The sequence below is a fragment of the Escherichia sp. E14S1 genome, assembly GCF_004211995.1.
Lineage (GTDB): Bacteria > Pseudomonadota > Gammaproteobacteria > Enterobacterales > Enterobacteriaceae > Escherichia.
Window position 1 is genome coordinate 15,165 of sequence record NZ_RHJQ01000021.1, and the last position, 13,555, is coordinate 28,719.

12 protein-coding genes are annotated in these 13,555 nt (G+C 52.9%); 4 read left to right on the plus strand and 8 right to left on the minus strand.

What is annotated here, in order from left to right; translation table 11 throughout:
- Nucleotides 1-8: 8 nt before the first annotated feature.
- Together ybfE and ybfF are read right to left on the minus strand one after the other, a co-directional pair.
- Nucleotides 9-302, minus strand: a complete 294-nt coding sequence (ybfE, locus tag D9734_RS19485) for a LexA regulated protein (protein ID WP_064528940.1) — start codon at nucleotides 300-302, stop codon at nucleotides 9-11.
- 139 nt (nucleotides 303-441) lie between these two features.
- Complete coding sequence (gene ybfF / locus D9734_RS19490) at nucleotides 442-1,206, minus strand: esterase (protein WP_130209828.1); 765 nt, start codon at nucleotides 1,204-1,206, stop codon at nucleotides 442-444.
- Between the two features lie 184 nt (nucleotides 1,207-1,390).
- Between ybfF and seqA the strand changes: the two genes are divergently transcribed.
- The 3 genes from seqA (at nucleotide 1,391) to D9734_RS19505 (ending at nucleotide 4,282) form a co-directional block, all read left to right on the plus strand.
- Nucleotides 1,391-1,936 (plus strand): replication initiation negative regulator SeqA, encoded by a 546-nt coding sequence (seqA, locus tag D9734_RS19495; RefSeq protein ID WP_130209830.1) that lies wholly within the window; start codon nucleotides 1,391-1,393, stop codon nucleotides 1,934-1,936.
- A 28-nt stretch (nucleotides 1,937-1,964) separates the two neighbouring features.
- Nucleotides 1,965-3,605, plus strand: a complete 1,641-nt coding sequence (pgm, locus tag D9734_RS19500; RefSeq protein ID WP_001295675.1) for a phosphoglucomutase (alpha-D-glucose-1,6-bisphosphate-dependent) — start codon at nucleotides 1,965-1,967, stop codon at nucleotides 3,603-3,605.
- A gap of 182 nt (nucleotides 3,606-3,787) precedes the next feature.
- A complete protein-coding gene (locus D9734_RS19505; protein WP_130209832.1) occupies nucleotides 3,788-4,282 on the plus strand; it encodes a hypothetical protein in 495 nt (164 codons plus the stop codon).
- Between the two features lie 114 nt (nucleotides 4,283-4,396).
- Here the strand turns inward: D9734_RS19505 and kdpE are convergent, their stop codons facing one another.
- From kdpE to kdpF, 6 genes are read right to left on the minus strand one after another with little or no spacing between them, the layout of a single operon-like run.
- Nucleotides 4,397-5,074 carry a two-component system response regulator KdpE gene (gene kdpE, locus D9734_RS19510; protein WP_130209834.1) on the minus strand — a complete coding sequence of 226 codons (678 nt, stop codon included), beginning with the start codon at nucleotides 5,072-5,074 and terminating at the stop codon, nucleotides 4,397-4,399.
- The gene (gene kdpD, locus D9734_RS19515) at nucleotides 5,071-7,755 is read right to left on the minus strand and encodes a two-component system sensor histidine kinase KdpD (protein ID WP_130209836.1); all 2,685 of its coding nucleotides are present in this window, start codon (nucleotides 7,753-7,755) and stop codon (nucleotides 5,071-5,073) included. The genes kdpE and kdpD overlap by 4 nt, the downstream gene beginning before the upstream one ends.
- The gene (kdpC, locus tag D9734_RS19520; RefSeq protein ID WP_130209838.1) at nucleotides 7,748-8,320 is read right to left on the minus strand and encodes a K(+)-transporting ATPase subunit C; all 573 of its coding nucleotides are present in this window, start codon (nucleotides 8,318-8,320) and stop codon (nucleotides 7,748-7,750) included. Before kdpC ends, kdpD begins: the two co-directional genes overlap by 8 nt.
- A gap of 8 nt (nucleotides 8,321-8,328) precedes the next feature.
- Nucleotides 8,329-10,377: a potassium-transporting ATPase subunit KdpB gene (kdpB, locus tag D9734_RS19525; protein ID WP_130209840.1), complete on the minus strand. Its 2,049-nt coding sequence runs from the start codon at nucleotides 10,375-10,377 to the stop codon at nucleotides 8,329-8,331.
- Nucleotides 10,378-10,399: 22 nt separating this feature from the next.
- Nucleotides 10,400-12,073: a potassium-transporting ATPase subunit KdpA gene (kdpA, locus tag D9734_RS19530; protein WP_130209842.1), complete on the minus strand. Its 1,674-nt coding sequence runs from the start codon at nucleotides 12,071-12,073 to the stop codon at nucleotides 10,400-10,402.
- The gene (kdpF, locus tag D9734_RS19535; RefSeq protein WP_001365534.1) at nucleotides 12,073-12,162 is read right to left on the minus strand and encodes a K(+)-transporting ATPase subunit F; all 90 of its coding nucleotides are present in this window, start codon (nucleotides 12,160-12,162) and stop codon (nucleotides 12,073-12,075) included. The genes kdpA and kdpF overlap by 1 nt, the downstream gene beginning before the upstream one ends.
- A gap of 312 nt (nucleotides 12,163-12,474) precedes the next feature.
- On the opposite strand from kdpF, the gene D9734_RS19540 reads away from it, so the two are divergent.
- Complete coding sequence (locus D9734_RS19540; RefSeq protein ID WP_000424924.1) at nucleotides 12,475-12,681, plus strand: YbfA family protein; 207 nt, start codon at nucleotides 12,475-12,477, stop codon at nucleotides 12,679-12,681.
- The last annotated feature ends 874 nt before the right edge of the window (nucleotides 12,682-13,555 follow it).

Below are 13,555 nucleotides of genomic sequence, written 5' to 3' on the forward strand. Positions count from 1 at the left end.
GTGGATATTTAAACGATGCCCTGATTACGCAGCGCCGCCAGTTGCTGCATCAATATCTCTTCGATCAGTTCGCTACGGCTCATATTGCGCGACTCCGCCAGCTCGTTCAGCGCCTCGACAGCTTCCGCGTTCAGCTTCAGTTCGACACGCTTAAGGCCACGTACTTTGTCGCGTTTTAGCTGGTTGCGTTTATTAATACGCAGCTGTTCATCGCGCGAAAGCGGATTGGTTTTCGGTCGTCCCGGTCGACGCTCGTGCGCGAACAGATCTAATGTCGTACGGTCCGTTTGTTCTTTGGCCATGATCTTGGTGACTTCGGGGGAAACAATCAGCCAGGCGCCTGCCCGGATGGATAGCCCGCCATAATACAACAGCGTGAGGAATCTCGCCAACGCCCACGCGCGGAATGCCGCGCGGACGCTGGGTTTTTAATCAGTTGCGTTAATCATTAAGATAGCGACGGATAGCCCGCAGCACAGCATCCGGTTTTTCTGCGTGTACCCAATGCCCCGCGCCTGCAATGACATGCGCCCGTGCTTGTGGGAATTGTGCCAGCAAATCATCACGATACTGTTCAGTAACATACGGGGAATTGCCGCCAGGAATAAACAGAGCAGGGTGGTTCCATGCCGGAATCTTCTCCCAGCCAACAATATGTGGATACTGATCCCATAATACTGGCACGTTAAAACGCCACTCACCGTCAACAAAAGATTTCAGCAGGAATTGAATCACGCCCTCTTCATTAATATATTGGCGCATCACTACAGCGGCCTGTTGGCGCGTTTGCGCGTCGGATCCACTGACCGCGTTGATAGCTGCGAAAATTTCATCATGACGGCGTACGTGATAGTCCACCGGCGCGATATCGATCGCTACCAGTTTCTCGATGCGATCGGGCGCCAACGCGGTCAGTGCCATCACAGCTTTACCACCCATTGAGTGACCAATAAATGTCGCCTTATCGATCTGCAGCGCATTCAGAGTATCAACAAGATCCTGGGCCATCGCCGGGTAATTCATGTGTGGATCTCGTGGCGAAAGTCCGTGGTTACGCATATCAACCTGGATGATATTGTGATCGTTTACCAGGTCGCGCGCCAGCACGCCGAGGTTGTCAAGGCTACCAAACAACCCGTGGACGAGGACGATGGGAGAATTATTATGCTGATTTTGTGCAGATTGCGCGCGGATATTCAATTTCATGGCAAAGTTCTTTTTTTCGTGTAGTTGGGTTAGGGTATTATGTTGACCATTGTGCCACAGGGCTGCAACAAATAAGGTTTAATCCGATTTTTTCTGCAAGCCAGGCTTGACGCTATCCGCTGCCGGGATTTATTCATATACTCCTGGCGACTTGTATTCAGCTAAGACACCGCACTGGATTAAGATGAAAACGATTGAAGTTGATGATGAACTCTACAGCTATATTGCCAGCCACACTAAGCATATCGGCGAGAGCGCATCCGACATTTTACGGCGTATGTTGAAGTTTTCCGCCGCATCACAGCCTGTTGCTCCGGTGACGAAAGAGGTTCGCATTGCGTCACCTGCTATCGTCGAAGCGAAGCCGATCAAAACGGTGAAAGACAAAGTGCGCGCGATGCGTGAACTTTTGCTTTCCGATGAATACGCAGAGCAAAAGCGAGCGGTCAATCGCTTTATGCTGCTGTTGTCTACACTATATTCTCTTGACGCCCAGGCGTTTGCCGAGGCAACGGAATCGTTGCACGGCCGCACGCGCGTTTACTTTGCAGCAGATGAACAGACGCTGCTGAAAAATGGTAATCAGACCAAGCCGAAGCATGTGCCAGGCACGCCGTATTGGGTGATCACCAACACTAACACTGGCCGTAAATGCAGCATGATTGAACACATCATGCAGTCGATGCAATTCCCGGCGGAATTGATTGAAAAGGTTTGCGGGACAATTTAAAACAACGTTGCAGATAAAGGACAAAGCAATGGCAATCCACAATCGTGCAGGCCAACCTGCACAGCAGAGTGATTTGATAAACGTCGCCCAACTGACGGCGCAATATTATGTACTGAAACCAGAAGCAGGGAATGCGGAGCACGCGGTGAAATTCGGTACTTCCGGTCACCGTGGCAGTGCAGCGCGCCATAGCTTTAACGAGCCGCATATTCTGGCTATTGCTCAGGCGATTGCCGAAGAACGGGCGAAAAACGGCATCACTGGCCCTTGCTATGTGGGTAAAGATACTCACGCCCTGTCCGAACCTGCGTTTATTTCTGTACTGGAAGTGCTGGCAGCGAACGGGGTAGACGTTATTGTGCAGGAAAACAATGGCTTCACTCCAACACCGGCCGTCTCTAATGCCATTCTGGTTCACAATAAAAAAGGTGGACCGCTGGCAGATGGTATCGTGATTACGCCGTCCCATAACCCGCCGGAAGACGGTGGTATCAAGTACAACCCGCCAAATGGCGGCCCGGCTGATACCAATGTCACTAAAGTGGTGGAAGACAGGGCCAACGCGCTGATGGCCGATGGCCTGAAAGGCGTGAAGCGTATCTCCCTCGACGAAGCGATGGCATCTGGTCATGTGAAAGAGCAAGATCTTGTGCAACCGTTCGTAGAAGGTCTGGCCGATATCGTTGATATGGCAGCGATTCAGAAAGCTGGCCTGACGCTGGGTGTTGATCCGTTGGGCGGTTCCGGTATCGAATACTGGAAGCGCATTGGCGAGTATTACAACCTCAACCTGACCATTGTTAACGATCAGGTCGATCAAACCTTCCGCTTTATGCACCTCGATAAAGACGGCGCAATCCGTATGGACTGTTCCTCCGAGTGTGCGATGGCGGGCCTGCTGGCGCTGCGTGATAAGTTTGATCTGGCGTTTGCCAATGACCCGGATTATGACCGTCACGGTATCGTCACTCCGGCTGGTTTGATGAACCCGAACCACTACCTGGCGGTGGCGATCAACTACCTGTTCCAGCATCGTCCGCAGTGGGGCAAAGATGTTGCCGTCGGTAAAACGCTGGTTTCATCTGCGATGATCGACCGTGTGGTCAATGACTTGGGCCGTAAGCTGGTAGAAGTGCCGGTAGGTTTCAAATGGTTTGTTGATGGTCTGTTTGATGGCAGCTTCGGCTTTGGCGGCGAAGAGAGTGCAGGCGCTTCCTTCCTGCGTTTCGACGGCACGCCGTGGTCCACCGATAAAGACGGCATCATTATGTGTCTGCTGGCGGCGGAAATCACCGCTGTCACCGGTAAGAACCCGCAGGAACACTACAACGAACTGGCAAAACGCTTTGGTGCGCCGAGCTACAACCGTTTGCAGGCAGCTGCGACTTCCGCACAAAAAGCGGCATTGTCTAAGCTGTCTCCGGAAATGGTGAGCGCCAGCACCCTGGCAGGCGACCCGATCACAGCGCGCTTGACCGCAGCGCCTGGCAACGGTGCTTCTATCGGCGGCCTGAAAGTGATGACTGACAACGGCTGGTTCGCCGCGCGTCCGTCAGGTACGGAAGACGCATACAAGATCTACTGCGAAAGCTTCCTCGGTGAAGAACATCGCAAGCAGATCGAGAAAGAAGCGGTTGAGATTGTTAGCGAAGTTTTGAAAAACGCGTAATCACATTAAATAAGAAAAAGGGCGGTCGGAAGATCGCCCTTTTTTACTTATGACTGCCTGATGCGCTACGCTTATCAGGCCTACGCGGATGGTACAATGTATTGAATTTGCGCGATTTTGTAGCATCCAGCATGACCAAAGCGCACTTTGCCAACAAACTGAATAGCTCAAGGGAATTCCAAATGAAGACCAAAAGGAGTCTGGTCGTCAGAGTGGCATTCATTGCCGCCACATTACTGCTGACTGCATGCGCCCAACCTGAACAATCATCATTAGCTGGCGACTGGTTACTGACTCCTAAGGATAAAACCAGAGGATTAACGGGTAGCATTGCAGTAAATATTGCGCCTTCCCGGTGTAAGACAAATTGCCGTGGCGATAACTTACCTGATAATACCCGACGTTGGCAGTTGTCAGGCGGGAACGAAAAAGAACTTACTTATCTTCACGATATGTCAGCACAAGAAAAGGCCGGTTTAAATCCCGGCTGGCAATGCTACACCTCATTTTTTATGCTGGTTTGCCAGGGCAAGCCCGGCACTCGTCCGATAGTTAATGAGGATTATGTCAGCGAAAGCGGATTTTTTGGCTCGATGATGCATGTCGGGATTATTGAGTTGCAACGCTGCCAGTCAGAAAAATGCCAGCAAGAGTTGAAAGCGATAAATACGTATTAAAATATTTAGCGATGAGAGCCAATGCCTGATGCGACGCTGGCGCGTCTTATCATGCCTACGGGAGCAATATGTAGGCCATATAAAGCGTTTACGCCGCATCCGGAAATTCAGCCCCTAAAGCATAAACCGATACCCAATCCCGGTTTCAGTAATGAAATGGCGGGGGCGAGCGGGATCCTGTTCCAGTTTTTGTCGCAGATGCCCCATATAAATACGCAAATAGTGGCTGTGTTCGACCGCGTTTGGTCCCCACACCTGGTTGAGTAACTGGCGCTGGGTGAGCACTTTTCCGGCATTGTTGAGCAGCACGGCCAGCAGACGGAACTCAATAGGCGTGAGATGTACTTCTTCCTCACCACGGTGAATCACGCGGGCGGCTAAATCGACGGTAACATCGGAAAATTTCACCACTGGCTCGGGCGCGGTGGTAGCTGAGTGGCGGCGTAACGCGACGCGCAGACGGGCCTGCAATTCGCCAATGCCAAACGGCTTACTCAGATAATCATCCGCTCCGGCATCCAGCGCGGCGATTTTGTCGCTCTCTTCGCTACGTGCGGAAAGCACAATCACCGGCACCGCGCTCCACTGGCGCAGGTCGCGGATAAACTCAATTCCATCGCCATCGGGCAGGCCGAGATCGAGAATAATCAAATCTGGCTTACGAGTCGCCGCTTCCAGCAGCCCCCGTTGCAGCGTTTCGGCTTCAAAGACGCGCATACCGTCGCCCTCCAGCGCCGTGCGCAGAAAGCGACGAATAGCCTGTTCATCTTCAACAATCAGAACGTTTGTCACATATCCTCATGAAATTCTTCAAGTTCAGGGGCAGTTTGCTGGGGAAGTGTAACACGAAAACAAGCACCACCTTCCGGTCGGTTGAACGCGGTAATGGTGCCGCCGTGTACATCCACAATCGCCCGACAAATAGCCAGTCCAAGCCCTACACCTGGTACCGCCGACTCTTTATTCCCGCGAGCAAACTTATCGAAAATCGTCTGCTCCTGGCCTGGTGGAAGACCGGGGCCGTTATCCCAGACATCCAGTTGTAGATTTTCGCCCTCAACGTGGGCATCAATACCAATTTCGGCCTGCGCACCCGCGTATTTCACCGCGTTCTCCAGCAGATTAATCAGCACCCGTTCAAAGAGTGGCCCGTCAACGTGGATTAAGGTCAGCGGTTCTGGCAGAGAAAGATTGATGGGCGACGATAAACCCGGTTCCAGCATTTGCAGCGCGCTGCCGACCACTTCTTCCAGCGTTAACCACTCTTTCTTCAAATTAAAGCCGCCGGACTGAATTCGCGCCATATCCAGTAGATTATTCACCAGTCGGGTAGTGTTCAGCACATGCTGACGAATCTCGCTGGCCTGGCGGGCGTGAGGCGATCCTTCGCTTGCCAGATCGAGCGTTAAGATTTCTGCCTGACCGAACAGCACCGTAAGCGGAGTGCGTAAATCATGCGAAAGCGCCGCCAGCAGGGCGTTGCGGATCTGTTCACGTTCGCTTGCCATCCGCGCCTGTTCTTCGCTGGCGGTCAGCGTCAGCCGCTCAAGGGCATTGGCGACTAACAACGTAAATGTCTCCAGCAGGCGCTGTTGTTCCGGGATCATCAACTGGCGCAGATTCCCCGGTTCCACCACCACCAGTCCGTAGGTTTTCTCGCCGCTTTTTAGCGGCAAAATCTGGTACGGTACGCCGGGTAAAGTGTCAGTACCTGCGCCCGCGGGCAGGCCCTTATCAAAGCTCCATTGCGCGATGGCATCGTCCCACGGCGTCATTCCTTGCGGATGTGTTAACGGCTGCAATTTACCGTTGTCATCGGGCAACAACACCTGACTGCGGGCATGAAACGTGGAGGCAATAAATTGTTCGCTGGTGGCGGCGATGTCCTGCGGACTGCGGCCCACAGCCAGAGCTTTGGACATTTCATATAAGTGCCGTGTGCGTTGCTCGCGGTAACGGGCTACCCGCGCCTGATAACGCACGCCAGCAGTAAGGTTCCCGATCACCAGCCCAACGGTTAACATCACCGCGAAGGTCAGCAGATATTGCACATCAGAGACGGCGAGCGTGCCGCGTGGGGCGATAAAAAAGAGATCGAAACTCACCACATTAATGACGGTGGCAACCACCGAAGGCCAGCGTCCATAAAATAGCGCCACCACCACCACGCCAAGCAGATACAGCATCACCAGGTTGGCGGCATCAAACGTCATCAGCCACTGCATGGCAATTAAGGTGATAACGGCGCATAACGCGGCGGCAACCACGCATCCCTGAATCTGTACCCGCCACTTGTCTTTAAAAGAGCGGCTATCCGGCGCGTTGTTAATCGTGCGGGCGGGTGGCTCATCAAGTGCGACCAGAACCTGATCGAGATCGGGGGCGATGCGCGCCAGTCGGTCAGCAAACGTTTCCCGACGCCACCAGCGGCGCGAGGCCGGGCGACCGAGAATAATCTTGCCGAGATTATGTTCACGGGCATAACGCACTACCGCTTTTTCTTCCGCTGGATCAGAGAGTGTTGCCGTCTCTGCGCCCAGCTCCTGCGCCAGACGTAAGGCGCTGAGAATTGCCCGACGTTTTTTCTCCGGTAAGCGGTGCAGGGCAGGGGTTTCAACATACACCGCGTGCCAGACGCTTCCCAGCCGTGACGCCAGCCGCGCCGCCGCGCGGACCAGTTTTTCGCTGCCGGTGTTATGCCCGATGCATAAAAGGATCGCGTCGCGCGTGTGCCAGACTTTCTCTTCGCCAGGATGCCCCCGCCAGGCGCGCATTTGTTCATCTACGCGATCGGCAGTACGGCGCAGTGCCAGCTCGCGCAGGGCGATTAGATTGCCTTTGCGGAAAAAATGTTCAATGGCGCGCTCCGCCTGCCCGGCAATATAGACTTTGCCTTCTTTCAGCCGCTGGCGCAGATCGTCCGGGGGCAAGTCCACCAGAACCACGTCGTCGGCGGCATCGAAAAAAGGATCGGGCACGGTTTCCCGTACCTGAATTCCGGTGACGCCGCTGACCACATCGTTCAGGCTTTCCAGATGCTGAACGTTGACGGTAGTGAAAACATCAATGCCCGCTTCCAGCAGCTCTTCAATATCCTGCCAGCGTTTAGGATGACGGGAACCTGGCGCATTACTGTGCGCCAGTTCGTCCATTAAGATCAGCGCCGGACGGCGGGCGAGGGCGGCATCGAGATCAAACTCGCTGATATGCCGCCCACGGTACGCCTGGCGTTTTAACGGCAGAACAGCCAGCCCTTCCAGCATTGCGGCGGTATCTTTCCGCCCGTGGGTTTCTACCACGCCAACCACAATATCCAGCCCTTGCGCCCGCAGTCGCTGGGCTTCTGCCAGCATCGCCCAGGTCTTCCCAACGCCAGCACAGGCACCGAAGAAAACTTTCAGCTTCCCCCGATGCGGCGCGGCAGTTCGTTCCAGCAGACGATCGGGGTCGGGACGTAAGGGTTCGTTATTCATCAAGCTTATCCAGTGCCAGATTGAGTTCGACAATGTTGACGACCGGCTGGCCGATATATTTCACCAGCGGTTGTTGGCTGTATTTTGCGATCAGCTGAGTGAGCTGTTCAACGCTGAGATTACGCGCTTTCGCGATACGTGGGATCTGCCAGGCCGCCGCTTGCGGGGTGATGTTATTGTCCAGCCCGCTTGCCGACGCCGTCACCAGTTCAACCGGAACGTTCGTGCTGGCATCCGGGTTAGCGGCCCGTAATGCAGCAACGCGTGTGGCTATCTGTTTATCCAGCTCCGGGTTACTGACTGCCAGATTGCTCCCGCCAGAAGCCTGTGGATTATAGGGCATTTCTGCCGTTGCCGACGGGCGACCCTGAAAATAGCCGTTGCCGGTAAAATTCTGCCCGATTAATGCCGAACCGCGTACCGTATCACCTTCACGGATCAACGAACCGTTGGCCTGCCAGGGAAACCACCATTGCCCCAGCGCGGTGGTCAGCAGCGGGTAAACGCCGCCAGTAATCAATAACAGAAAGATAAATGTCGATAATCCCGGACGTAATCCACGCATGGTAAACCTCACACCAGACCGCAAACGGTCAGCAGTAAATCAATGACTTTGATACCAATAAACGGCACCAGCAGCCCACCCAGACCGTAAATCCATAAGTTACGGCGCAACATGGCAGAAGCGGTAAGCGGTTTATAACTCACGCCTTTTAACGCCAGGGGAATCAAAAAGACGATAATCAAGGCGTTGAAAATGACCGCACTGAGAATGGCGGAGTCGGGCGAATGCAGGCGCATGATATTCAGCGCATTTAACTGCGGATACGTTGCCGCGAACGCCGCCGGAATAATGGCGAAGTATTTCGCCACATCGTTGGCAATGCTGAAGGTGGTCAGCGAGCCACGGGTCATCAGCATCTGTTTGCCAATATGCACCACCTCGATCAACTTGGTCGGGTTAGAGTCGAGATCCACCATATTGCCCGCTTCTTTCGCCGCCTGGGTGCCGGAGTTCATCGCCACCGCGACATCTGCCTGCGCCAGCGCCGGAGCATCGTTGGTGCCGTCGCCGGTCATCGCCACCAAACGGCCTTCCGCCTGATACTGACGGATCAATGCCAGCTTGGCCTCCGGTGTCGCTTCGGCGAGGAAATCATCGACGCCCGCTTCCGCAGCAATGGCGGCGGCAGTCAGACGGTTATCTCCGGTAATCATCACTGTTTTAATGCCCATTTGGCGCAGCTGGGCGAAACGCTCTTTAATGCCGCCTTTGACGATATCTTTCAGCGCAATAACGCCCAGCACACGAGCACCTTCCACCACCACCAGCGGCGTGGCTCCCTGACGCGCAACCTGATCGACTTTTTGATCGACATCGGCAGGGAAGTGACCACCGTTAGCCTCAACATGGCGGCGAATGGCATCGACAGAACCTTTACGGATCATGCGGTTGTCGATGTTGATCCCGCTCATCCGGCTTTGCGCAGTAAACGGTACAAAGGTGGCATGGAGCGACTGCACATCGCGCTCGCGCAGGTTAAAACGCTGCTTGGCGAGGATCACAATACTGCGGCCTTCCGGCGTTTCATCAGCCAGCGAAGCCAGTTGTGCGGCATCGGCCAGCGTTTTTTCCTCTACGCCCTGCGCGGGGATAAACTCCGATGCCTGACGGTTACCCAGTGTGATGGTGCCGGTTTTATCCAGCAGCAGGACGTCAACGTCACCTGCCGCTTCAACTGCACGCCCGCTGGTGGCAATCACATTTGCGCCCAGCATCCGACTCATCCCGGCGACGCCGATCGCTGACAACAGGCCGCCAATAGTGGTTGGGATCAGACAGACCAGCAGCGCTACCAGTACCGTAACACTGACTGCATTACCGCCCCACGCGGAAAACGGCCACAGCGTGGCGGTTGCCAGTAAAAAGACGATAGTCAGGGCAATCAGCAGAATGGTCAGGGCAATCTCGTTCGGCGTTTTACGTCGCTGTGCGCCTTCCACCATCGCGATCATCCGATCCAGAAATGTCTCGCCGGGGTTAACGCTGCACTCAATCACCAGCCAGTCAGAAAGAATACGCGTGCCGCCGGTGACGGAGGCAAAATCACCGCCAGATTCACGGATCACCGGTGCCGATTCCCCGGTGATGGCGCTTTCATCGACCGATGCGCCCCCTTCAATGACTTCACCATCGCAGGGGATAATATCGCCTGCTTCTACTAGCACGATATCGCCTTTACGCAGTTGATCGGCGGGAACTTTGTCCGCCGCAGCGCCATATTTCGGCTCACGCAGCTTGCGGGCAAAGGCAGTTTTTTTCACCCCTTTCAGACTGTTGGCCTGCGCTTTACTGCGGCCTTCAGCCAGCGCCTCGGCGAAATTAGCGAACAGTACGGTGACCCACAGCCAGCCGCTAATTGCCGCGCCAAACAGCGCATTGCCAGGCATCGCGCCGCTTGCCATCGCGATGCTAATACAGGTGGTCAGCAAACTGCCGATCCAGACGATAAACATCACCGGATTACGCCATTGCGCCTGCGGGTTTAATTTTTTCACCGCTTCTTTCAGCGCCTGAACGACAAGTGTTGGTTCGAATAGCGCCAGTTGTTTACGACTCATATTCAGTGCTCACTCAATATCATCAGGAGAGATATTCCGCCACCGGACCAAGCGCCAGGGCAGGGATAAAGGTCAGTGCGCCAACCAGCAACACGGTGCCGATTAATAGTCCAACAAACAGCGGGCCGTGCGTTGGCAGCGTGCCGGAGCTGGCGGGTTGGCTCTTTTTACTCACCAGCGAACCGGCAATTGCCATCACCGGGATAATCACCCCGAAGCGACCGACAAACATGCACAACGCCAGCAAACAGTTCCAGAACGGAGAGTTGGCGCTTAATCCGGCAAAGGCGCTGCCGTTGTTGTTAGCGGCGGATGACACGGCGTACAGCACTTCGCTAAAACCATGCGGGCCAGGGTTGAGCATGGCGCTACGTCCGGCGTCGGTCATCATTGCCAGCGCCGCGCCCATCAGCACCAGCGTCGGGGTGACCAGAATCGCCAGCGCGGTCAATTTCATCTCGCGTACATCGATTTTTTTACCCAGATATTCCGGTGTACGACCAATCATCAGCCCGGCAATAAACACCGCCAGCAGGACAAACAGCATCATGCCGTAAAGGCCAGAACCGACACCGCCGAATACCACTTCACCAATTTGCATCAACCACATCGGCACCATGCCACCGAGAGCGGTAAACGAATCATGCATCGCAATCACCGCGCCACAGGAAGCCGCCGTAGTCACGACCGCAAACAGGCTACTGACCAGCACGCCGAAACGGCTCTCTTTACCTTCCATATTGATGCTGCTGTCCGCGCCCAGTGCCAGCAGATGAGGATTACCCTGAACTTCTGCCCACATCACCACGCCTACGCAGATGACAAAAATCACCGACATCGCCCACAGCAACATGCGCCCCTGACGGCGATCGCCCGCCACTTCACCAAAGGCAAAACACAGTGCTGTTGGGATCAAAAAGATCGCCAGCATCTGCACGAAGTTGGTCAGTGCGGTTGGGTTTTCAAACGGATGCGACGAGTTGGCATTAAAGAAGCCACCGCCGTTAGTACCGAGCATCTTGATCGCTTCCTGAGAAGCCACCGGACCCATTGGTAACAGCTGTTGTGCTCCTTCAATGGTCGTCACGGCCTGATAAGGCTGAAAGTTTTGCAACGCACCTTGTTGAATAAAAAACAGTGCGATCAACAACGCCACAGGGGCTAACACCCATAACGTGATGCGTAGCAGATCGACCCAGGCATTCCCGAGTGTGCTCATGCTCTGGCGGGTAAACGCGCGGATAAGGGCAAAAATCACCGCAATCCCGCTGGCGGCAGAAAGAAAGTTTTGCACCGTTAAGCCCGCCATCTGGCTGAAATAGCTCAACGTGGTTTCACCGCTATAAGATTGCCAGTTGGTGTTAGTGACAAAGCTGACGGCGGTATTCAGCGCCAGATCCCACGACAGCCCCGGCAGCTGCTGTGGATTAAGTGGCAGATAGTGCTGGCCGAGCAATATAAAAAACAGCACCGCCAGCCCCAGCATGTTCAGGCCGAGAATAGCACAGAGATACTGCTTCCAGTTCATCTCACGGTCAGAGACGCCAAGTACACGAAAGAGTACGCGTTCAACGCCCGCTGTACCGGGAAGAGGAATATCATTAATCAGCCGCGCCAGCCCGCTGCCTAAAGGGCGCGCCAGCACCATTAACACCAGTAAAAATGTGGCGATCAGTAAGAACCCTTGCGCAGCCATCAGAACGCCTCCGCATTGATCAGGGCATAAACCAGATAACCCAGTAATAAAAACACCAGCAACACGCCGGCTATCACGCCTGCACTCACAGTGCACCTCCAGTGGCCTAAAAGTGATACCGGAAGGGTAGAATTCTGGCTGCAAAGATTTCGCAAAAATCTGCGGACGGGGTGTAAAAAAAGTATAAAAATGGCAAAAGCCATGACTTAACTAATGTTTAGTATTAATTTAACCTTTATGTAACTTAATTACATGGTGAATGTAAATAAACCATCAATAAGCAAAAATAAGTGGTCGGATGAGTAGCAAAATTACACAAAAGGCGGTACTATTTTCATCAGATAAACAAATTCATTTTTCCGGTGCCATTCACCGGGTAGATACAAAAGGGGGAGAAAAGTATGGAACTCTACAGAGAATATCCTGCATGGCTTATCTTTTTACGCCGTACTTATGCGGTTGCAGCGGGCGTTCTGGCGCTGCCTTTCATGCTTTTCTGGAAAGACCGCGCCCGCTTTTACAGCTACCTGCATCGCGTCTGGTCGAAAACCAGCGATAAACCGGTGTGGATGGATCAGGCCGAAAAGGCAACCGGCGATTTTTATTGATTGCCTGCGCGCTTAAGCCAGCCTCGTATCAGGGGGCTGGTTTAGGTGTTTTACATCAACGTCTTCCATGATAATTAACATGGAAGACGTTTCCATCGTGTTATTCATTTCATCACTGTTTTAGCATCAAGTTTCGATAGTATCCTTTCAAAGGACAAGCCAGGATGCGGTCACCTTCATTGTCGCTCTAAGCGACTAGATCATCAGAAATCTCTAGTTAGGTTGCATACTTCCTTACACACTTTCCTGAAACTTCAGGGTAAGGTGATAAAGTCGCCATCCCTTTTTCTAATTCCAGCATCTAAATAAATTCCGAATTTTGCTATTAGTATCGCTACCGCAATAAAAACAGATAGTAAAGAGAGTAATATATACTTTAGTGATATGTTAAGAATAATTGATTGTTAACATATCTAATGGGATAAGATATGTTGCTGTTAATGAAAATATTCAAGATTTATTGTTGATAATTATAATACATCCGATATCTCAGCCCTTTCTATGCAAGATGCAATTTTATAAGCTGTCCATTTTTTATATGGAGGCGGTAGCGTGGATGTTACTCTTAATTTTATTGGTATGGTGAATATGTTGGAATTGTTAAATACATAGCTATGTATCCGTTCTGGGCGTTGTAAATATTGGTGATCGCTTAATATTATTAGTGATTATGGCTGGAAAGATAAAGTGTGCTGTAAAGCGGTGATGGGTATTACGTTCATGATTAAAAAAACAGAACCTGTCAATAAATAATTCATTTATTAAAACGGACTATTTCCATTATGACGGAATATTATCTCAATGGGACTGTTTAGAAATACAGAGCCAGTTTCTCCGGGGTAACGAGCATGTATACCAGTGTCAGGTGGCATTT

Excerpts from the sequence above, each read along its gene's own strand:
- ybfE (WP_064528940.1), bottom strand. The coding sequence starts at position 302 with ATGGCCAAAGAACAAACGGACCGTACGACATTAGATCTGTTCGCGCAC.
- ybfF (WP_130209828.1), bottom strand. The coding sequence starts at position 1,206 with ATGAAATTGAATATCCGCGCGCAATCTGCACAAAATCAGCATAATAAT.
- seqA (WP_130209830.1), top strand. The coding sequence starts at position 1,391 with ATGAAAACGATTGAAGTTGATGATGAACTCTACAGCTATATTGCCAGC.
- pgm (WP_001295675.1), top strand. The coding sequence starts at position 1,965 with ATGGCAATCCACAATCGTGCAGGCCAACCTGCACAGCAGAGTGATTTG.
- D9734_RS19505 (WP_130209832.1), top strand. The coding sequence starts at position 3,788 with ATGAAGACCAAAAGGAGTCTGGTCGTCAGAGTGGCATTCATTGCCGCC.
- kdpD (WP_130209836.1), bottom strand. The coding sequence starts at position 7,755 with ATGAATAACGAACCCTTACGTCCCGACCCCGATCGTCTGCTGGAACGA.
- kdpC (WP_130209838.1), bottom strand. The coding sequence starts at position 8,320 with ATGCGTGGATTACGTCCGGGATTATCGACATTTATCTTTCTGTTATTG.
- kdpB (WP_130209840.1), bottom strand. The coding sequence starts at position 10,377 with ATGAGTCGTAAACAACTGGCGCTATTCGAACCAACACTTGTCGTTCAG.
- kdpA (WP_130209842.1), bottom strand. The coding sequence starts at position 12,073 with ATGGCTGCGCAAGGGTTCTTACTGATCGCCACATTTTTACTGGTGTTA.
- D9734_RS19540 (WP_000424924.1), top strand. The coding sequence starts at position 12,475 with ATGGAACTCTACAGAGAATATCCTGCATGGCTTATCTTTTTACGCCGT.